This window comes from Rickettsiales bacterium Ac37b, assembly GCA_000746585.2.
GTDB lineage: Bacteria > Pseudomonadota > Alphaproteobacteria > Rickettsiales > Arcanibacteraceae > Ac37b.
The window spans coordinates 1,146,239-1,162,741 of record CP009217.2 but is presented as its reverse complement, the minus strand read 5'-3'; the positions used below and the strand labels follow the sequence as shown (position 1 = coordinate 1,162,741).

The 16,503-nt window shown below is 30.3% G+C and carries 14 protein-coding genes and 1 tRNA gene; 6 read left to right on the top strand and 9 right to left on the bottom strand.

The annotated features are described in order from the left end of the window. Positions 1–68 precede the first annotated feature (68 nt). Positions 69–368, bottom strand: a complete 300-nt coding sequence (locus NOVO_05825; GenBank protein ID AIL65526.1) for a hypothetical protein — start codon at positions 366–368, stop codon at positions 69–71. A 249-nt stretch (positions 369–617) separates the two neighbouring features. On the opposite strand from NOVO_05825, the gene clpB reads away from it, so the two are divergent. After that, the gene (clpB, locus tag NOVO_05820) at positions 618–3,179 is read left to right on the top strand and encodes a Chaperone protein ClpB (GenBank protein AIL65525.1); all 2,562 of its coding nucleotides are present in this window, start codon (positions 618–620) and stop codon (positions 3,177–3,179) included. A 73-nt stretch (positions 3,180–3,252) separates the two neighbouring features. Here clpB and NOVO_05815 read toward each other — a convergent pair whose 3' ends face one another. Continuing rightward, positions 3,253–3,723 (bottom strand): hypothetical protein, encoded by a 471-nt coding sequence (locus NOVO_05815; GenBank protein ID AIL65524.1) that lies wholly within the window; start codon positions 3,721–3,723, stop codon positions 3,253–3,255. A 378-nt stretch (positions 3,724–4,101) separates the two neighbouring features. Here NOVO_05815 and NOVO_05810 point away from each other — a divergent pair, with 378 nt between their 5' ends. Beyond that, entirely contained in the window at positions 4,102–4,437 is a 336-nt protein-coding gene (locus NOVO_05810) for a hypothetical protein (protein ID AIL65523.1), read from the top strand. Between the two features lie 86 nt (positions 4,438–4,523). Here NOVO_05810 and NOVO_05805 read toward each other — a convergent pair whose 3' ends face one another. From NOVO_05805 to NOVO_05775, 7 genes are all read right to left on the bottom strand, one after another. Continuing rightward, positions 4,524–4,973, bottom strand: coding sequence for a hypothetical protein (locus tag NOVO_05805; protein AIL65522.1), 450 nt, complete (start codon positions 4,971–4,973; stop codon positions 4,524–4,526). A 10-nt stretch (positions 4,974–4,983) separates the two neighbouring features. Beyond that, positions 4,984–7,035: a Serine/Threonine kinase gene (locus tag NOVO_05800; GenBank protein AIL65521.1), complete on the bottom strand. Its 2,052-nt coding sequence runs from the start codon at positions 7,033–7,035 to the stop codon at positions 4,984–4,986. Between the two features lie 571 nt (positions 7,036–7,606). Beyond that, a complete protein-coding gene (locus NOVO_05795) occupies positions 7,607–8,956 on the bottom strand; it encodes an Ankyrin repeat protein (GenBank protein ID AIL65520.1) in 1,350 nt (449 codons plus the stop codon). Positions 8,957–9,098: 142 nt separating this feature from the next. After that, the gene (eptB, locus tag NOVO_05790) at positions 9,099–10,643 is read right to left on the bottom strand and encodes a Phosphoethanolamine transferase eptB (protein ID AIL65519.1); all 1,545 of its coding nucleotides are present in this window, start codon (positions 10,641–10,643) and stop codon (positions 9,099–9,101) included. A gap of 3 nt (positions 10,644–10,646) precedes the next feature. Continuing rightward, entirely contained in the window at positions 10,647–11,285 is a 639-nt protein-coding gene (gene scoB / locus NOVO_05785; GenBank protein AIL65518.1) for a putative succinyl-CoA:3-ketoacid-coenzyme A transferase subunit B, read from the bottom strand. Between the two features lie 25 nt (positions 11,286–11,310). Further along, a complete protein-coding gene (gene scoA, locus NOVO_05780) occupies positions 11,311–12,009 on the bottom strand; it encodes a putative succinyl-CoA:3-ketoacid-coenzyme A transferase subunit A (protein AIL65517.1) in 699 nt (232 codons plus the stop codon). Between the two features lie 418 nt (positions 12,010–12,427). After that, positions 12,428–13,099 (bottom strand): hypothetical protein, encoded by a 672-nt coding sequence (locus NOVO_05775; protein AIL65516.1) that lies wholly within the window; start codon positions 13,097–13,099, stop codon positions 12,428–12,430. A gap of 217 nt (positions 13,100–13,316) precedes the next feature. Between NOVO_05775 and NOVO_05770 the strand changes: the two genes are divergently transcribed. The 4 genes from NOVO_05770 to phbC all read left to right on the top strand — a co-directional run bounded on the left by NOVO_05770 (position 13,317) and on the right by phbC (position 16,414). After that, a tRNA-Met gene (locus NOVO_05770) sits at positions 13,317–13,393 on the top strand. A gap of 33 nt (positions 13,394–13,426) precedes the next feature. Further along, a complete protein-coding gene (locus tag NOVO_05765) occupies positions 13,427–13,717 on the top strand; it encodes a YGGT family protein (GenBank protein ID AIL65515.1) in 291 nt (96 codons plus the stop codon). 16 nt (positions 13,718–13,733) lie between these two features. Continuing rightward, positions 13,734–14,657, top strand: a complete 924-nt coding sequence (ispH, locus tag NOVO_05760) for a 4-hydroxy-3-methylbut-2-enyl diphosphate reductase (GenBank protein ID AIL65514.1) — start codon at positions 13,734–13,736, stop codon at positions 14,655–14,657. Then, positions 14,654–16,414, top strand: a complete 1,761-nt coding sequence (gene phbC, locus NOVO_05755; protein AIL65513.1) for a Poly-beta-hydroxybutyrate polymerase — start codon at positions 14,654–14,656, stop codon at positions 16,412–16,414. Before ispH ends, phbC begins: the two co-directional genes overlap by 4 nt. Positions 16,415–16,503: the final 89 nt, after the last annotated feature.

Sequence of the window (16,503 nt, the reverse complement as noted above, 5' to 3'; positions counted from 1 at the left end):
AAACTATAGAGTTAAGCTGTTAGGTAAAATACCAACAGCTTAAATCCATAAACGTGTAAATGGGGTTTTTACTCAGTAAGTAACGTTGAATCTCCTCTTATTGTTACCACTGCAACATCATTGACTAATAAGGCCGGAGTATTCACAACAGTACTATTTATCCCTTCATTACTGCAACTTTCCTTATTACTTTCTGGTATTGCTGGTAGATTATGAGGTAATTCACCTCTTACATTACTACCTTGAGCCTCTGTTCCCCTATTACCACTTAAGTCTACGTTTTCCCAAGCTTCTCCTTTATTATATGTTGGATCATCCTGATCTTTTTTTCCTTTATTGCCTCCCAAGCACGAAAAACAACCACCCATAATATCCTCCATTATGTAAATAGTTAATATACATTAAGAGAATAAGCCTAATGGACAAACGTTAATTATTTAATAAAAAAAATAGAACAAACATTCTTTTTTATACTCAAAATATATAAACTTCATGTTATAGTAAGTCAAAAATCCATTTATAATTTTTTATTTTCTTATGGATAACTTGTAATTCAATACAATAATTCATATCTTATTATATGAAGATTTATAATAAAATTTTAAGGTATATGAATTATGAATTTCGAAAAATTTACTGAAAATGCAAGAAATATCATTCAAACTGCTCAAACTTTAGCTATTAAAAACAATCATCAAAGATTTGTTCCTCTACATGTCTTAAAGGCATTACTCGATGATGAAGATCAATTAGCAGTGCGCCTAATTAATGAATGCGAAGGTAATATACAAAATATCGCCACTACTGTAGAACAGGAACTAAAAGCTATACCTATGATTTCAGGCTCAGGCGCTTCTGGCCTTTATCTGGATTCTGAAACAGTAAAACTATTTGATACCGCAGAAGAATTAGCGCGCAAAGCAAGTGATAAATTTATCCCTGTAGAAAGAATATTACAAGCATTACCATCTTATATAAAAGTTTTGCCCACCAATGGTATTACTACTCAAAAGCTTGAAGCAGCTATTATTAAAATGCGCAAAGGTCGTACAGCCGATACTGCAAATGCTGAACAAGCATATGAAGCTTTGAAAAAATATGCTAAAGATGTAACAGAACTCGCACGCAATGGTAAACTTGACCCTGTTATCGGTCGCGATGATGAAATTAGAAGAACCATGCAAGTATTATCACGTCGTACTAAAAACAATCCTGTATTAATTGGTGAACCTGGAGTAGGAAAAACAGCTATTGCTGAAGGTTTAGCATTACGTATTATACAAGGTGATGCTCCAGAAATTTTGAGAAATTGTAAATTGGTATCTTTAGATTTAGGTGCTTTAATTGCTGGTGCCAAATTTAGAGGAGAATTTGAAGAGAGATTAAAAGCCGTATTAAATGAAATAGCACATGCTGAAGGCGAAATTATATTATTTATTGACGAATTACATACACTAGTTGGAGCAGGAGCTGCAGAAGGTGCAATGGATGCCTCTAATTTACTTAAACCTGCCCTAGCACGCGGAGAATTACATTGTATAGGTGCCACTACTTTAGATGAATATAGAAAACATATCGAAAAAGATGCTGCCTTGGCACGTAGATTTCAACCCGTATATATTAATGAACCTTCAGAAATAGATACTATTTCTATTTTACGTGGCATTAAAGAAAAATATGAATTACATCATGGAATCAGAATTACTGATAGCGCCTTAGTCGCAGCAACGTATTTGTCTAATCGCTACATTACAGATAGATTTCTACCAGATAAAGCTATTGATTTGATAGATGAAGCTGCAAGCAGACTTCGTATGGAAGCAGATAGTAAACCAGAAAAACTTGATGAGCTTGACCGTAAAATTATTCAATTAAAAATTGAACAAACAGCTCTACAAAAAGAACAGGATACCGCGTCCAAAGAAAGATTAGTGTTGTTATCTACAGAATTACAGGAATTAGAAAAAGAAGCGTTGGACTTAAGTACTAAATGGGAAGCAGAAAAACTTAAACTTAGTAATGCACAAAAACTTAAGGAACAACTTGATACTGCAAAACAAGAATTAGAGCTTGTAGAACGTAAAGGAGACTTAAATAGAGCTGGTGAACTCATATATAGCATTATCCCAGATCTTACTAAAAAATTACAGGAAGAAGAACAACATAAAAATAATCTTATGATTAAAGAAGCTGTAACTGAACAAGATATTGCCTCTATTGTAGCACGCATTACTGGCATCCCAGTAGAAAGGATGCTCACAGGTGAAAAAGAAAAACTTTTACATATGGAGGATTATTTACGCCAACATGTCATAGGACAAGATGATGCATTAATTGCAGTAAGTAATGCCGTCAGAAGAGCACGCGCTGGCATTCAAGATATCCATAGACCTTTAGGTTCGTTCTTATTCTTAGGGCCAACTGGAGTTGGTAAAACCGAACTAACCAAATCTTTAGCTGCCTTTTTATTTAATGATAAAGCTGCCTTAGTACGCATAGATATGTCTGAATATATGGAAAAACATGCGGTCTCACGTCTAATAGGAGCCCCTCCTGGGTATGTAGGCTATGAAGAAGGAGGCACACTTACTGAAGCAGTACGTCGAAGGCCATATCAAGTCATTCTATTTGATGAAGTAGAAAAAGCTCATCCTGAAGTGTTTAATATTTTATTACAAGTCTTAGATGAAGGAAGGTTAACAGATGGACAAGGCAGAACTGTTGATTTTAGAAATACAATTATTATTCTAACTTCTAATTTAGGAGCAGAAATCCTAGCCTCACAGCCAGAAAATACCGAGCTAGAATCAGTAAGAGAACAAGTTATGGATATAGTACGCACTACCTTTAGGCCTGAGTTTTTAAATAGATTAGACGAAATTATCTTATTCCACAGATTAACACGTTCCCATATGAGCAAAATCGTTGATATACAAGTAAAGCAATTGGCTGATACCTTAGCAGATCGTAATATAATTCTCTCTATAGATGATAAAGCCAGAAATTGGCTTAGCAATAAAGGATATGATAGTATATACGGAGCACGTCCTCTTAAGCGTGTTATCCAAAAAGAATTACAAAACGAATTAGCTACTATGTTATTAGCTGGTAAAATTAATGATAATAATAATATATCAGTATCAGCAGATGATAAAACATTAATAATTAATATAATATAAATAATTATTAAAAGTTAATTGTGGTGTATTTTAAATAACACTAAAGAATTTCTATAGTACCTAATTTAATATATTAGGTACAAATACCGCCAAATATATGATTTTGTTTACCAGATGTACGGCCTTTTTCTATCTGCCCACTATAATCCATCATACTTGATATAATTTTGTTCATATTACTAGTGATAGCTTGATAATTAGCTTTAAACATCTTTTCTTGCAATTTTAATACATCTGTTAAAGTTGCACATTTAAAAAAATCCTTAGATAATTCTAAATTCTCTGCTACTAACTCATTCATAGAGTTCATAACCTGACCACCAATAGTTTCACTCATTTTCATATATGCATCTCCATACGTAAAAACAGACGTAAGATTATTTGCAATAGCAGACTCATCTAACTTATGTCCATGAGGAGATATATGAGGCATTTCATGTTCAACATGTTCCACCTGCTTTTTTAGTGTAGACTTGGCTTTATTAAGCTGCTTATCTATCTTAGGGGTAGTAGCTTTTTTCTTTATTTGTGATAACGGTTTCATAATATCACCTCCTTAACATCTTACTATTTTGACTGACTTTTTATAATAAAGATAGAATACTATATTACTAGTCAAAAATTAAAGTCTACAAGTAATATATAAATTATCAGTTAAAATATCAAATTACAGAAAAACTGCCTTATATATAATATATAGTACTTTAAAATTTGGTAAAGAATTTCAGAAAATCATAAAAAAATATTAAATTTGCCCTAAAGAACACACTATATTTTTGTATCACAATATACACATCATTATAATATATAAAATTAATTATTCTATACTATCGAATTTTTTCTATTATTTAAATATAATAAAATATATGTTTAAATAAATTAACTAGTATAATAAAGACAATTATTAATATAGGTAGAAAATATGCCAAAATTTAAACAAATAGTAAGAGATCTTGCAAGTAATAAACATCAAAGAGCACAAGATGCTGTTCAATATTTAAATGGTCAAGGTATTAAATTATATAATAAAAATACAGGAGAAGAACTTAAGCCTTGTAATTTACCTGAAGATTTAAGTATAGAAAGATACTCAGGTAGCAGCCACGAGCATAGCTACGTAAAAAGACTAGAAGAAAAAGGTTATGTACCATTTAATGACTTACCTGAAAATGTTAAGGTAAGTTCATGCACAAATGAATGTAATCTAGAGTCCTCTCTTGAAGCCCTAGGTAAACCTTCTGATATTATACCAGAATAATAATATTTTGATCAAAATATTATTTGAAGCCAATTTATGGAGGATAGACTCTCCATAAATTCATTCTAGTCAATGGTATTGATATTTTAATTCTCTTTCTTATTAAAATCCCATGAATTCATAATATGGGTTTTACGTTGCTCAAGACGTATAATACGATTTTTAGAGATCATAACAGATATTCTACCGCATAGCTGAGGTAAAAATATTATACATAATATACCTACACTAATAATACCATAAATCATAACCCAAACATCACTATTAGATACCAAAACTCTTGAGAATTCATGTATTTTATAGGTATTAAGTAGCTGAAATATAAAAGGCAACAACGCAAGCGTGTTCATTGCAAGCACAGTATTTAAAGAATATATATTAAGTCTATTTTTAATAATAATAGCAATAATACTAGGCATTGCACCTATTATTATGAAGATTAAAATATAATAGGAAAAAAATATAGTACTTAAAAGTATGATACATAATATAATTAATAATATTTTCTTTATTAGATTCGAGTTTAACTTTGACATAATATTCTACCTAAAATTTTGTAATAATTAAGATTATAAACGTAATCGCACAGGATAAATATGATAATACAGCGCATAATTTTAACCCTAATTTATATCCTTTCACATAACATTGCTTTTCATCATGTAACTCCTTTATTTGTTCATTGATAGATGCTAATTGTTGTTCAGCTAACTCCATCTCTTTCCGGTCAAGTTCTAAATAAGATGTATCAATAATTATGTTGAGCAATTTTATAAAATCACCCCTAGGTATTTGATTATTTAGATTATTATGTAATGCTTGCCTTCTTTTATAATTACCTACCATTTCTAATAGAGGTAATAACATCTCTACAACTATTGCAGATAGATTACTAAGCTTATAAATCTTGTATTTTTCTTGAGCTATAGCCATCATAATCAAAATTGTAATTGCATCATGATCTAAAAATCTTTTACTAACTTTATTATAATCTTTATAATTTAATCTTTGATCCATCCCTAAATTTGCAGCAAGAAAAGCAGCTATATGCCTATCTATAACAAATGTACTAGATTGCTCGGCTTTTTTTTCTATACATAATAATAATTCATATACTGAAGTAATATACTCCTCTGCTATCAAAGGACTTTGACAAGGTAAATTAGGGTTTAATTCATATAAACACCTTTCTACACCAAAACCTATACCTGGTTTATTTATGGCATATTTCGCTCTGCTTAAATGCATTAAAAGCTCACGTGCTTTTTCCTCTGTATAATCTAGTTCTGTAAATTCATTCCAAATAGACATATTAATAATACGACGTATATTATCTACGTAACTATTGGCCTTTTCGGAGAGAGCATAAGCTATTAACACTCCTAAAGCATCTAATGATACCGCACAATCTTGTAATCTAATAGGTGCATATTGATCTAAAATACATAAAGCTTTGATAATAATTTCATCTTTATCGCCAGTACCAGTACCATATATTTTAGGTTTTAAAAGCTTTTCTAATTTTACTACTTGCTGACTTTTAGAATTCATTTCCAGCCATTTTAGTAACACTTCCTCTTTAAGAAAAGCTTTAGCTTTTTCCCAGTTTTGATGCATATTATATGCTAATGATCTAAGATTAGGATAATAATTATTATTAAACATTATATTATGATTTGAATCTATATCCTCATTATCTACCACACTTAATTGTTTTCTATTGTACCAGTCCATAATTTCTTGAAACTGCCAACGTGTTTCCAGATCGTCATTTACTAACCCTTTAATGAGAGGCCTAATAGACATTGCTATAGAGCGACCTCGAGTGTAAATCTTATAAGAGCCATACATAAAACGCTGATTAACTAAATCATCAGACTCTGTTACATTAAAATCATGACCAAAAAATAAATATAAGCACGTTACTCCTAATGCAAAATAATCGGTATGTTCCGCTCCATCTCCTTTAGTAATCATAGGATTACATTCTGCACGCTCCAAAGACTCATATATAATATTTTGTGCAAACCCAGTATTACCATTCACACAATCTCCCAGTACAATCTTTTTATTATCAGTATCTATATAGATGTTTTTTGGATTTATATTACCGTGTACTATACCAAAGGAATGTAAAACCTGTAATATTTGACATATAGGTATTAAAATTATATCTGTAATAAATTCTGCACTAAAAGGACCATGTTCTTTAGAATATTCATCTAAGCTAATGATACTAGGTTTTTCTAATATAACTACAAATTGCTCCATATTAGTTTCTGAGATTTTTACTATTCCATAATCTATTGGCGATATTATATTATTTATTGGGTTATGCTTTAAATTATCAATTACTGATAATCTAAGGGGTAAGGACTTAGTATATACCAATGCATATAAATTAGTATTATCAGAGTTATTACGCTTAACCTTATAAGCTTTACAAAAAATGTTGCTAAGTTCCGGGATAAATTCCAAGCAACAAATTAGATATTCTTCTTTAAGAACATCGATTATATTGCTTTTCTTTATAGGATATTTACTATACTCATGATTATTATCTTGAATATTCATATTTAACTCTTGTTCTTCAAGCATTTTCAATTCTAATTCATCCTTAAAGCGTTAGTAATATTTATAATTATAGTAAATTAAGTTGTATTTAGAACTAGAGCAGATAAAGTGAAGCCTACAAATAGTAGAAGAGCTTTGAGCTACCTGCGTCTTGAATTCAAATCAATTTACTATATAGCTTAAGCTAACCAGACTTATTTCTACTCAGTCCGTAATGACATAATATACATTAAATATATTGCTAACTAGTAAACGAACAAATTTAAATGATTATATATGGGACAAGGGCAGATAAAGCGAATCCTACAAATAATAGGGAAGCTTTGAGCTATAGCAAAGGCAATTAAAATAATACAAGGCGTGAGGCTAAAAGCGTAGAAATACTATTGTAGGCAACGAACAACAAAGTAATATTTAAATTGCCACAGCCATAACTGCGTCCCAAATTCAAATCAATTTGCCATATAGATTTTTTTACACTAAATTATGATAAATATGTTTTTATTTCTTTTGGCCACAAATTAAACTATAATTTTCTTTCAAAGGCTCTTAAAACATGGCTTTACCAAATGATGTGCAAAGAAGCCTAGTAACTCTAAAAACTTCGTGAACTTTTATTGTCTATTATATAAGATAAGTCGCCCTTTCTTTTTTTATTTTCTCGATCTTGAAAAGTTAAATTAATAGTTTCAGATTGCATAGAGAATAATGTCTCCATAGATGGTAATAGTCCATTGTATTCAAAACTATTCCGCTGCTTCAAAGTAGTTATATTATCTTTAATACTAGGACTTTCACTAGATAGTCTATTATAAGAATTATAATTGCGTTTTCTAAGTAAAGGAGGAACTGCAAGATTAGTAGAGGTATTACTTACTTTCTCACTCCACGTTTGCGAATTATTGCTATATAATAAAGGAGTAATAGAATTATTATTCATATTTTTATCAATGTACTGTTCAGCAATCTCTAATTGAAACTTTAATTGATATATTTCCCTACCTTGCTGAATTATTAATAACTCTTTATTACTATTAGATTTTTTTAGATCCTCATTAATTTTGGTCAAATCTTGAATTTGTTTTGTTAAGTTTGCATGCCTATTATTAGAGCTAGGTGATACATTATGTTTATTAGTACTTTTAGATAAGCAATTAATTGAATTAATCGGCTTAGAAACTAGAGTAGATGGTGTCAATAGAATAAAATCTTTAACAAAATTTGCTGATAAAGTATTTGTATTATCTTTTGTAGGTGTTATAGAATTATTATTAACCTGATTAAGTTTATTTGATACTCCTTTTGGAACAGACTGTACGTAGTTAGCAGCTAAGTTTGTACTTACTTCATGAACTTGATCACTTCTTTTCAAGGCTTTCTTTTCTAAGAATTCTATGGTATGGTTCTGACCGCCCATAGCTGCAAAATGTAATAATGTGCGTCCATCTTGAGTTTTTTCATCTGTTCTTAAACCTTTTTGGATTAAAAACTTTATCGTATTATTATGACCATTATAAGCAGCTAAATGTAATCCTGTACTTCCGTTATTAGTTTTTGCATCTATGCTTAAACCTTTTTTTTCTAAAAACTCTATGGTACGGTTCTGACCGCCCATAGCCGCAAAATGTATCAGTGTGAATCCGTTATTAGTTTTTTCATCTAGTTTTAAACCCTTTTTTTCTAAAAACTCTATGGTATGATTATGGCCATTATGAGCAGCTAAACATATAAGTATATGCTCTTTAATGTCGATTTTCAAACCTTTGCTTTCTAAAAACTTTATAACACTATTATGACCGTAAGCAATGGCATAATGCAAAGCTGTACTTCCATCATTAGTTTTTATGTTTATTAGGCCTGGAGAGGATTGAAGCATCTTTTCTAATGTTTCGATTTCTGCTGTTCTGATTAGAGATAAAAATTCTTCTTCCTGGTAAGTTAACATTTTATCACACCCTTATTACAAAATTATAAACTGTTTTAATACATTATAAAATGTTTGTAAATATAGCAAAGACAATTTCAAAATGATACGTTACACAACTTTTGTCTACTCGAGTAAAGAGGATTTTAGGAAAAGATTAGGCTTAATTGGCTGTAATATTACATAAGCTCATATTAGGATTTATAATGGTAGATTTTATACCTATACAATCTAGAATGGTGTGAAACATGTGCATATAGCTTATATTCTTATTCTTATTATATCTTAAAGCCTCAAATTTCTTAGAATTATTTTTAATAAAATTATCAGAAGCCCAAATAAATAAAGGAACATGTAATTGTTCTGGGGTAAGCTTGGTACCATGTAGATAAATCCCATTCTCTCCCAAAGATTCTCCATGATCAGAAACATATATTACTATTGCATTCCTATTTCGCATTCTCTCAATAACTGCATTAATAACCTCATCTGTATATAATATTGTATTATCATACGAATTTATTATTTCGTCATCCGTACAGTGCCCAATTTGCCAATTAAAAAATTTCCGCTCACATATAGGGGTAAACTTTTTAAATTCTTTCGTATATCGCCATTCATAGTGAAAATGACTTCCTCTAGTATGCAATATAATTAATTGATTACCTGAAACTTGCAGTAGCTTTTGTTCCAAAAATGGTATGATTTCTAAATCATATACATCATTTTTATCAATATAATAATGTATTAGCGTCTTATATTTATTGGCATTAGCAATATTATTAAAACTTGTTTCGTAAGCAGAATTAGATCCTTGCGTTGCGATCCAACTAGTCACAAAATTAAGTTGATTCAATACTTGGATTATAGAGGGACCGAAAACATTATTTGGCTTATATTCATTATAATTTAAACATAACAAACAAGGTACTGCATGAAAGGTAAAATTATTACAGGCCTGCATTTTACTAAAGCTAATTAAATTAGATATTTTATCTAATTGTGGTGAAGTATTTCTAGGATAACCATTGATGTGAAAATGATCATATCTTGCTGATTCACCAATAATAATTACTACATCTAAATTCTTTACTCCTTCTTCTAAAGATATATCCTGTACAATTTTATTTACATTCTTAGAGCTGTTATGAGTTAGAGCACGATAGGTGCCTTCTAAATAGTTATATGGTAAATAATGCTCTGTAATATCTACACCACCTAATATTACGGCAAATATTACAAAAGCCATACTAACAAAACTTAATTTAGAATAAGATGGATGAGAATAATCATATTTTATAAATAGAATAACTGCCCAAATAGCAACAATAATAGCTAGTAACAAATAGCCAAGAAAATGCATATTAATAAAATGCAAACATTCTTCTTGATTGGCGTGTAGGAAAGAAGTTACTGTATAGTAATTAATACGAATCTGATAATGATAAACAAAATATGCTCCTATAGCACTACATATAAAGGTAATAATAGTTATAATGCTATATAAAACTTTATTAAAGCTAAAAGCAAAGAAAAATATAAAACTAAATAATATAGAACCTAAATAACGATGAATAAATTCTTTAAATGACTGTACAACATCTTCTAACTGCCCTAAATCAGCCATGATCAGCTTCATATTAAATAACATCGTATAAACTACAGCAATAATTATTATAATATATATACGCTGATATTTAGATTTCATATATTATATATGTATTTTAAATGTTGGTTCAGTACGCGCTCTAATTTCTTCTACAGAAACATCTTGGGCAATTTTGGTAAGAATTAATCCTGCAGAGGTGATATCAAAAATGCCTAAATCGGTAATAACTCTATTAACTACATGCTTTCCTGTCAAAGGCAAGCTACATTCCTTAACTAATTTATACCCTTTATCCTTAGTATTATGTTCCATAATCACAACTATTCTTTTGGCACCAGCTACTAAATCCATAGCGCCTCCCATACCTTTAACCATTTTGCCCGGTACGGTCCAATTCGCTAAATCACCTTTATCTGAAACCTCAAGCGCACCAAGTATACTTAAATCAATATGACCTCCACGAATCATTCCAAAGGATGTAGCACTATCAAAATAACTACTTTCTGGTAATGCTGATATAGTTTGCTTACCCGCATTAATTAAATCTGCATCAACTTCATTTTCATAGGGAAAATGTCCCATACCTAACATTCCATTCTCACTCTGTAATATTACATGCACATTTTCTGGCTTATAATTTGCTACCTCAGTTGGCATACCTATACCTAAATTTACATAATACCCATCTTTTAATTCTTCAGCAGCTGTAATACGATATATGTCTTCTTTACTCCAAGCCATATTTTTCTCCTATAAAACTTTATCACTAATGTTTATTTACTACTAAACGTTCAATACGTTTTTCATAATTTGCACCTTGCAATAATCTATGTACAAAAATACTAGGAGTATGAATATTATCACTATCCAATTCACCAATCTCAACTATCTGTTCAACTTCCACAATTGTCACTTTAGCAGCTGTTGCCATAATAGGATTAAAATTCCTAGCAGTTTTCCGATATATAACATTCCCAGCTTTATCCGCTTTCCATGCCTTAATAATCGCTAAATCTGCAATGAGTGCCTTTTCCATAATATATGTTTTTCCATCAAAATCTTTGTGCTCTTTTCCTTCTGCTACCACCGTTCCAACACCTGTCCTAGTATAAAAAGCTGAAATACCTGCCCCTCCAGCTCTAATACGTTCTGCAAGCGTACCTTGAGGATTTAGTTCCAATTCTAATTCACCATTTAAATATTGGTATTCAAAAGTTTTATTTTCTCCCACATAAGAAGAAATCATTTTTTTTATCTGCCTAGTTTGTAATAAAATACCAAGACCAAAATCATCTATTCCACAATTATTACTTACTATTGTAAGGTTTTTAACACCTGAATCACGTATCGAAAAAATTAAATTTTCAGGAATACCACATAGGCCAAACCCTCCCGCCATAATAGTTATATTATCATGCAAAACACCTTGTAATGCTGATTTTGCATCACCATAAATAGTTACCACAATACACAACTCCTAAGTAAATAATGATTAATCCAAATTATAATTCTTTCTAAGTATAGTAAATTAAGTTGTATTCTGGACTCGGAGCGATAAGCAAAACCTACAAATGGTAAGAACTTTGAGCTAACTGAGTCCGCAAGTTCAAATCAATTTACTATAAATATATAGCCAAGACAACGACATAACAAGTTCAAATGTTTTTACTATAGTAAGAGAAGCTAAAGATGTAATCATTGATGATTAGCTAAAGTCTATAATTTTCTAGGAGAAAAATGAAAGTACAATATATACATCTCAACTTCTCTTACTATATTCATTTTGATCATATTAATTAGATATTAATATTTAGTAAATTAAAACTTAAGAATAATACAAGAATCTAAACATAATCAAATTTCTAATGCAAATTAATTATCATTCACTGTTTAGGTAGTTTTGCATCCGAGGGTCTTATATAAAGTGGTACCAATTCTTGATTTATATCATTGCTAAGATATTTATACCAAGCAGCCTTTGCTACCATATCTGCAGTGATAACATTAAAATCTTCATTTAATATATAAGATTTATTAATTTTCAACAAATCTTCTAATAACTCTGCACCGCTACCAGCAATAATACTATCTTGAGCTATTAATCTGACTGCCTGCTCATAATCTAGTAAAGATGGTGCTAAGGTAGATACCATACCTGAAATAGTATGCATAAAACTTTGCATATATACTTGATTACGCCTTGCATCGAGTACAATACTGATATTTTTGTTAATAGTATCTGTAAAATTCAGAGCTATAGCTTCAAAGCAGCTTACCACAACAACCGGTAATTTTGATGCTAGTTTCATGCCATGCATAGCAGCAATACCTGCTCTAATACCTGTAAAACTACCAGGCCCTACAGTTAAAGCTAACATATCTAAATTCGAATATTTCAGATTATGATTATGTAATATTTTTAATATTAGCGAAAAAAGTAATTCTGCTTGCTTTGATGTTTCATCCGAACATATAGTTTCAATAATTTGTCCATTTTCAATAAGCGCAACTGAACAAAAACTATTACACGTATCTATTGCTAAAATTTTTACCATATTTATATTATATTCTACTTTTATATTGTCATATTTATGGATAAGGAAATATTATATCTTTTATATAGAACCATTTATTCATAACATATACTCTATTATTATAATATAAAAATTTTTCGTAAAAAAATCTCTTGCAAAAATAAATGTAACCTGTTAAAGGAATTAGGTAAGTGGTTATTAGCCACAAATATAATGGTAATAACCTCAAAATATTTTGGGGCCTGTAGCTCAGTTGGTTAGAGCATACCGCTCATAACGGTAGGGTCGCTGGTTCAAGTCCAGCCGGGCCCACCATTATTTTCTAATCTTATTGATGATAATATCTATATGAATATTAACCCTGCTATTGATTTAATTGCACAAATTATCAGCTTATATAATTTAATATTAATCGTATGGATTATAATGAGTTGGTTAGTATATTTTAATATATTAAATAAACACCAACCTCTTGTACAAAAACTAATGCATGCCCTAACGAAATTAGTCGAGCCTGTATTAAATTACATTAGAAATTATATACCTACTATAGGGGGAATAGATTTATCAGCTATAGTGTTATTTTTAGCGCTTGGCTTTATAAAAAATGTATTATATACTTATTTTTATAAATTATAAAAGTTTTAGCTAAATCATGCAGGTAATACTCGCCAAACCTCGCGGCTTTTGTGCAGGCGTCGAACGGGCCATAAAGATAGTAGAACTAGCTTTAGAAAAATATGGTCGGCCTGTTTATGTCAGGCATGAAATAGTACATAATAAATATGTTGTTGATCAATTAAAATCTAAAGGAGCTATTTTCGTAAATAGCCTTGATGAAATTCCGGAAAATTCAATTACTATCTTTAGTGCTCATGGTGTTTCAGAACAAGTAGAAATTGAGGCTCATAATCGTAATCTATCTATAATAGACGCTACTTGCCCTTTAGTTACTAAAGTACATAAAGAAGCACAAAGGAATGAAGAACAAGATAGACAAATAATTCTTATAGGTCATAGAGGCCATCCTGAGGTAGAAGGTACTTCTGGACGTGTAAAACAAGAAGTTATCATTGTTTCTTCAATTGAAGAAGTAGCCCAAATTAATGTGAAAGATCCTAGTAAATTATCGTACGTCACGCAAACTACTTTAAGTGTAGACGATACAAAAACGATTATTGATAAATTAAAGACTCGATTTCCTTTGATTCAAGGTCCAGAATTAAAAGACATTTGTTATGCAACCCAAAATAGACAGAATGCAGTACGTGAATTATCTAAAAAAGTTGATATAATTTTGGTAATAGGAGCTATAAACAGTTCAAATTCAAATCGTCTTAAAGATTTGGGTAACGAAATGGGTATTCCTTCATATTTAATTAATAATTATCATGATATAAATAATGATTGGCTAAAAGATGTGAGCACAATTGGTATAACAGCTGGCGCTTCTGCCCCTGAAATACTTGTTGAGGAAGTAATTAATTACTTAAACACTTTAACTGAAGTAACCACCTATGATTTAGACGGCATTGATGAAAATATTAAATTTAAACTACCAAAAGAGTTGGTAACATGATAGATAAAATTTCTGGTAATTTCTTTAAAATCTTAGATTATTATCAGAAAATATTACAAGTTTTCTTACAGAAGCAATCTTTGCAAAAAGATTCTCTTACAAACACCCTAAAACTTACGCAGGATTTCTTACCTATAATTGCTAGCCTTATATCAGACCCAGAAAAACTCCTTCAATATCAATTAAGTTACACAGAAGATTACTTAAATTTATTAAACGCCACTACTAAAAGATTTATGAATGGTGACGATCAAGAAACAATTATATACCAAGCAGTTACCAAGGATAACAGATTTAAAGATACATCATGGGATGAAAACACTTTTTTTTACTTCATAAAACAATCTTATTTTATGACTTCCACATGGATTAGCAATATCATCTATGAACAAACTAAGAACCTTGATAAAAAAACAGCAAGAAAAATCCAATTTTATACAAAGCAAATTCTAGATGCTTTATCTCCATCAAATTTTGCTCTAATTAATCCTTTAGTACTAAAAGAAACTATCGAATCTCAAGGAGATAATATAGTTAAAGGGATGGAAAATTTTTTAAAAGATTTAGAGCGTAGTAACCATTTGCTTGATATACAAACCAGCGATCCAACCGCTTTTAAGTTAGGGTATAATATAGCTACTACAAAAGGAAAAGTCATTTTCCAAAATGACCTTATGCAACTTATTCATTATGCTCCATTACAAAAACACTATTATTCTATACCTCTACTTATTATACCGCCTTGTATTAATAAATATTATATTTTTGACTTAAGAGAAAAGAATTCTTTTATACGTTGGTTATTAATGCAAGGTTATAATGTATTTTTAATTTCTTGGGTTAATCCAGATAAAAATTTAGCTAATAAAGATTTTGAAGATTATATGCTTGAAGGACCAGTATGTGCATTAGATATGATAGAAAAAGCCATAGGCGCAAAAAAAATTAATATGATGGGATATTGTATAGGAGGTACCTTACTTGCCTCTACTCTCGCTTATTTAGAAGCAAAACAAGATAAAAGAGTTCAATCCGCAAGTTTTTTAACCACATTACTTGATTTTGCAGAAGCAGGCGATATTTCTATTTTTATAGATGATGAACAGCTAAATCACTTAGAAAAAGCAAGTAAAGAAGATGGCTATTTTGATGGTATCACAATGTCTACTGCTTTTAGCTTACTTAGAGCCAATGATATGATTTGGAACTTTTTTGTTAATAATTATTTATTAGGAAAATTACCACTGCCTTTTGATTTGCTATATTGGAATGCCGATTCCACACGCTTACCTGCCAAAATGCATAATTTTTTCTTACGTAATATGTATCAACAAAATTTGCTTTCTAAGCCAGGAGCTCTTACTTTATCTGATGTTAAAATTGATTTAAGTACTATCCAAGTACCATGCTATTTCCTTTCTACACGTGATGACCATTTAGCTCCATGGCAATCTACCTATTTAGCAACCAAACTCCTCAACTGTCCTGTTACTTTCGTATTATCTGCTTCAGGACATGTAGCTGGCGTTATCAATCATCCTGATAATAATAAATATTGTTATTGGAAAAATAATAACTATTCTATTGAAGCAACCGATTGGTTAAATCATGCCAAAGAATTTCCTGGTTCGTGGTGGCAAGATTGGCATCAATGGAACAGTAATATGTCTGGAAAGCTAATAACATCTAAAGCTTTATCACAAGATAAATTATTACCTCTTGAAGATGCTCCTGGTTCATATGCAAAAATGAAATAAAGTATCAATTTTAGAGACTGTATATGTGGGACTGTTCACTCTGTATAATTAGGGTTATGTAAAGACATAGAAGCTTTTTACCTATCACT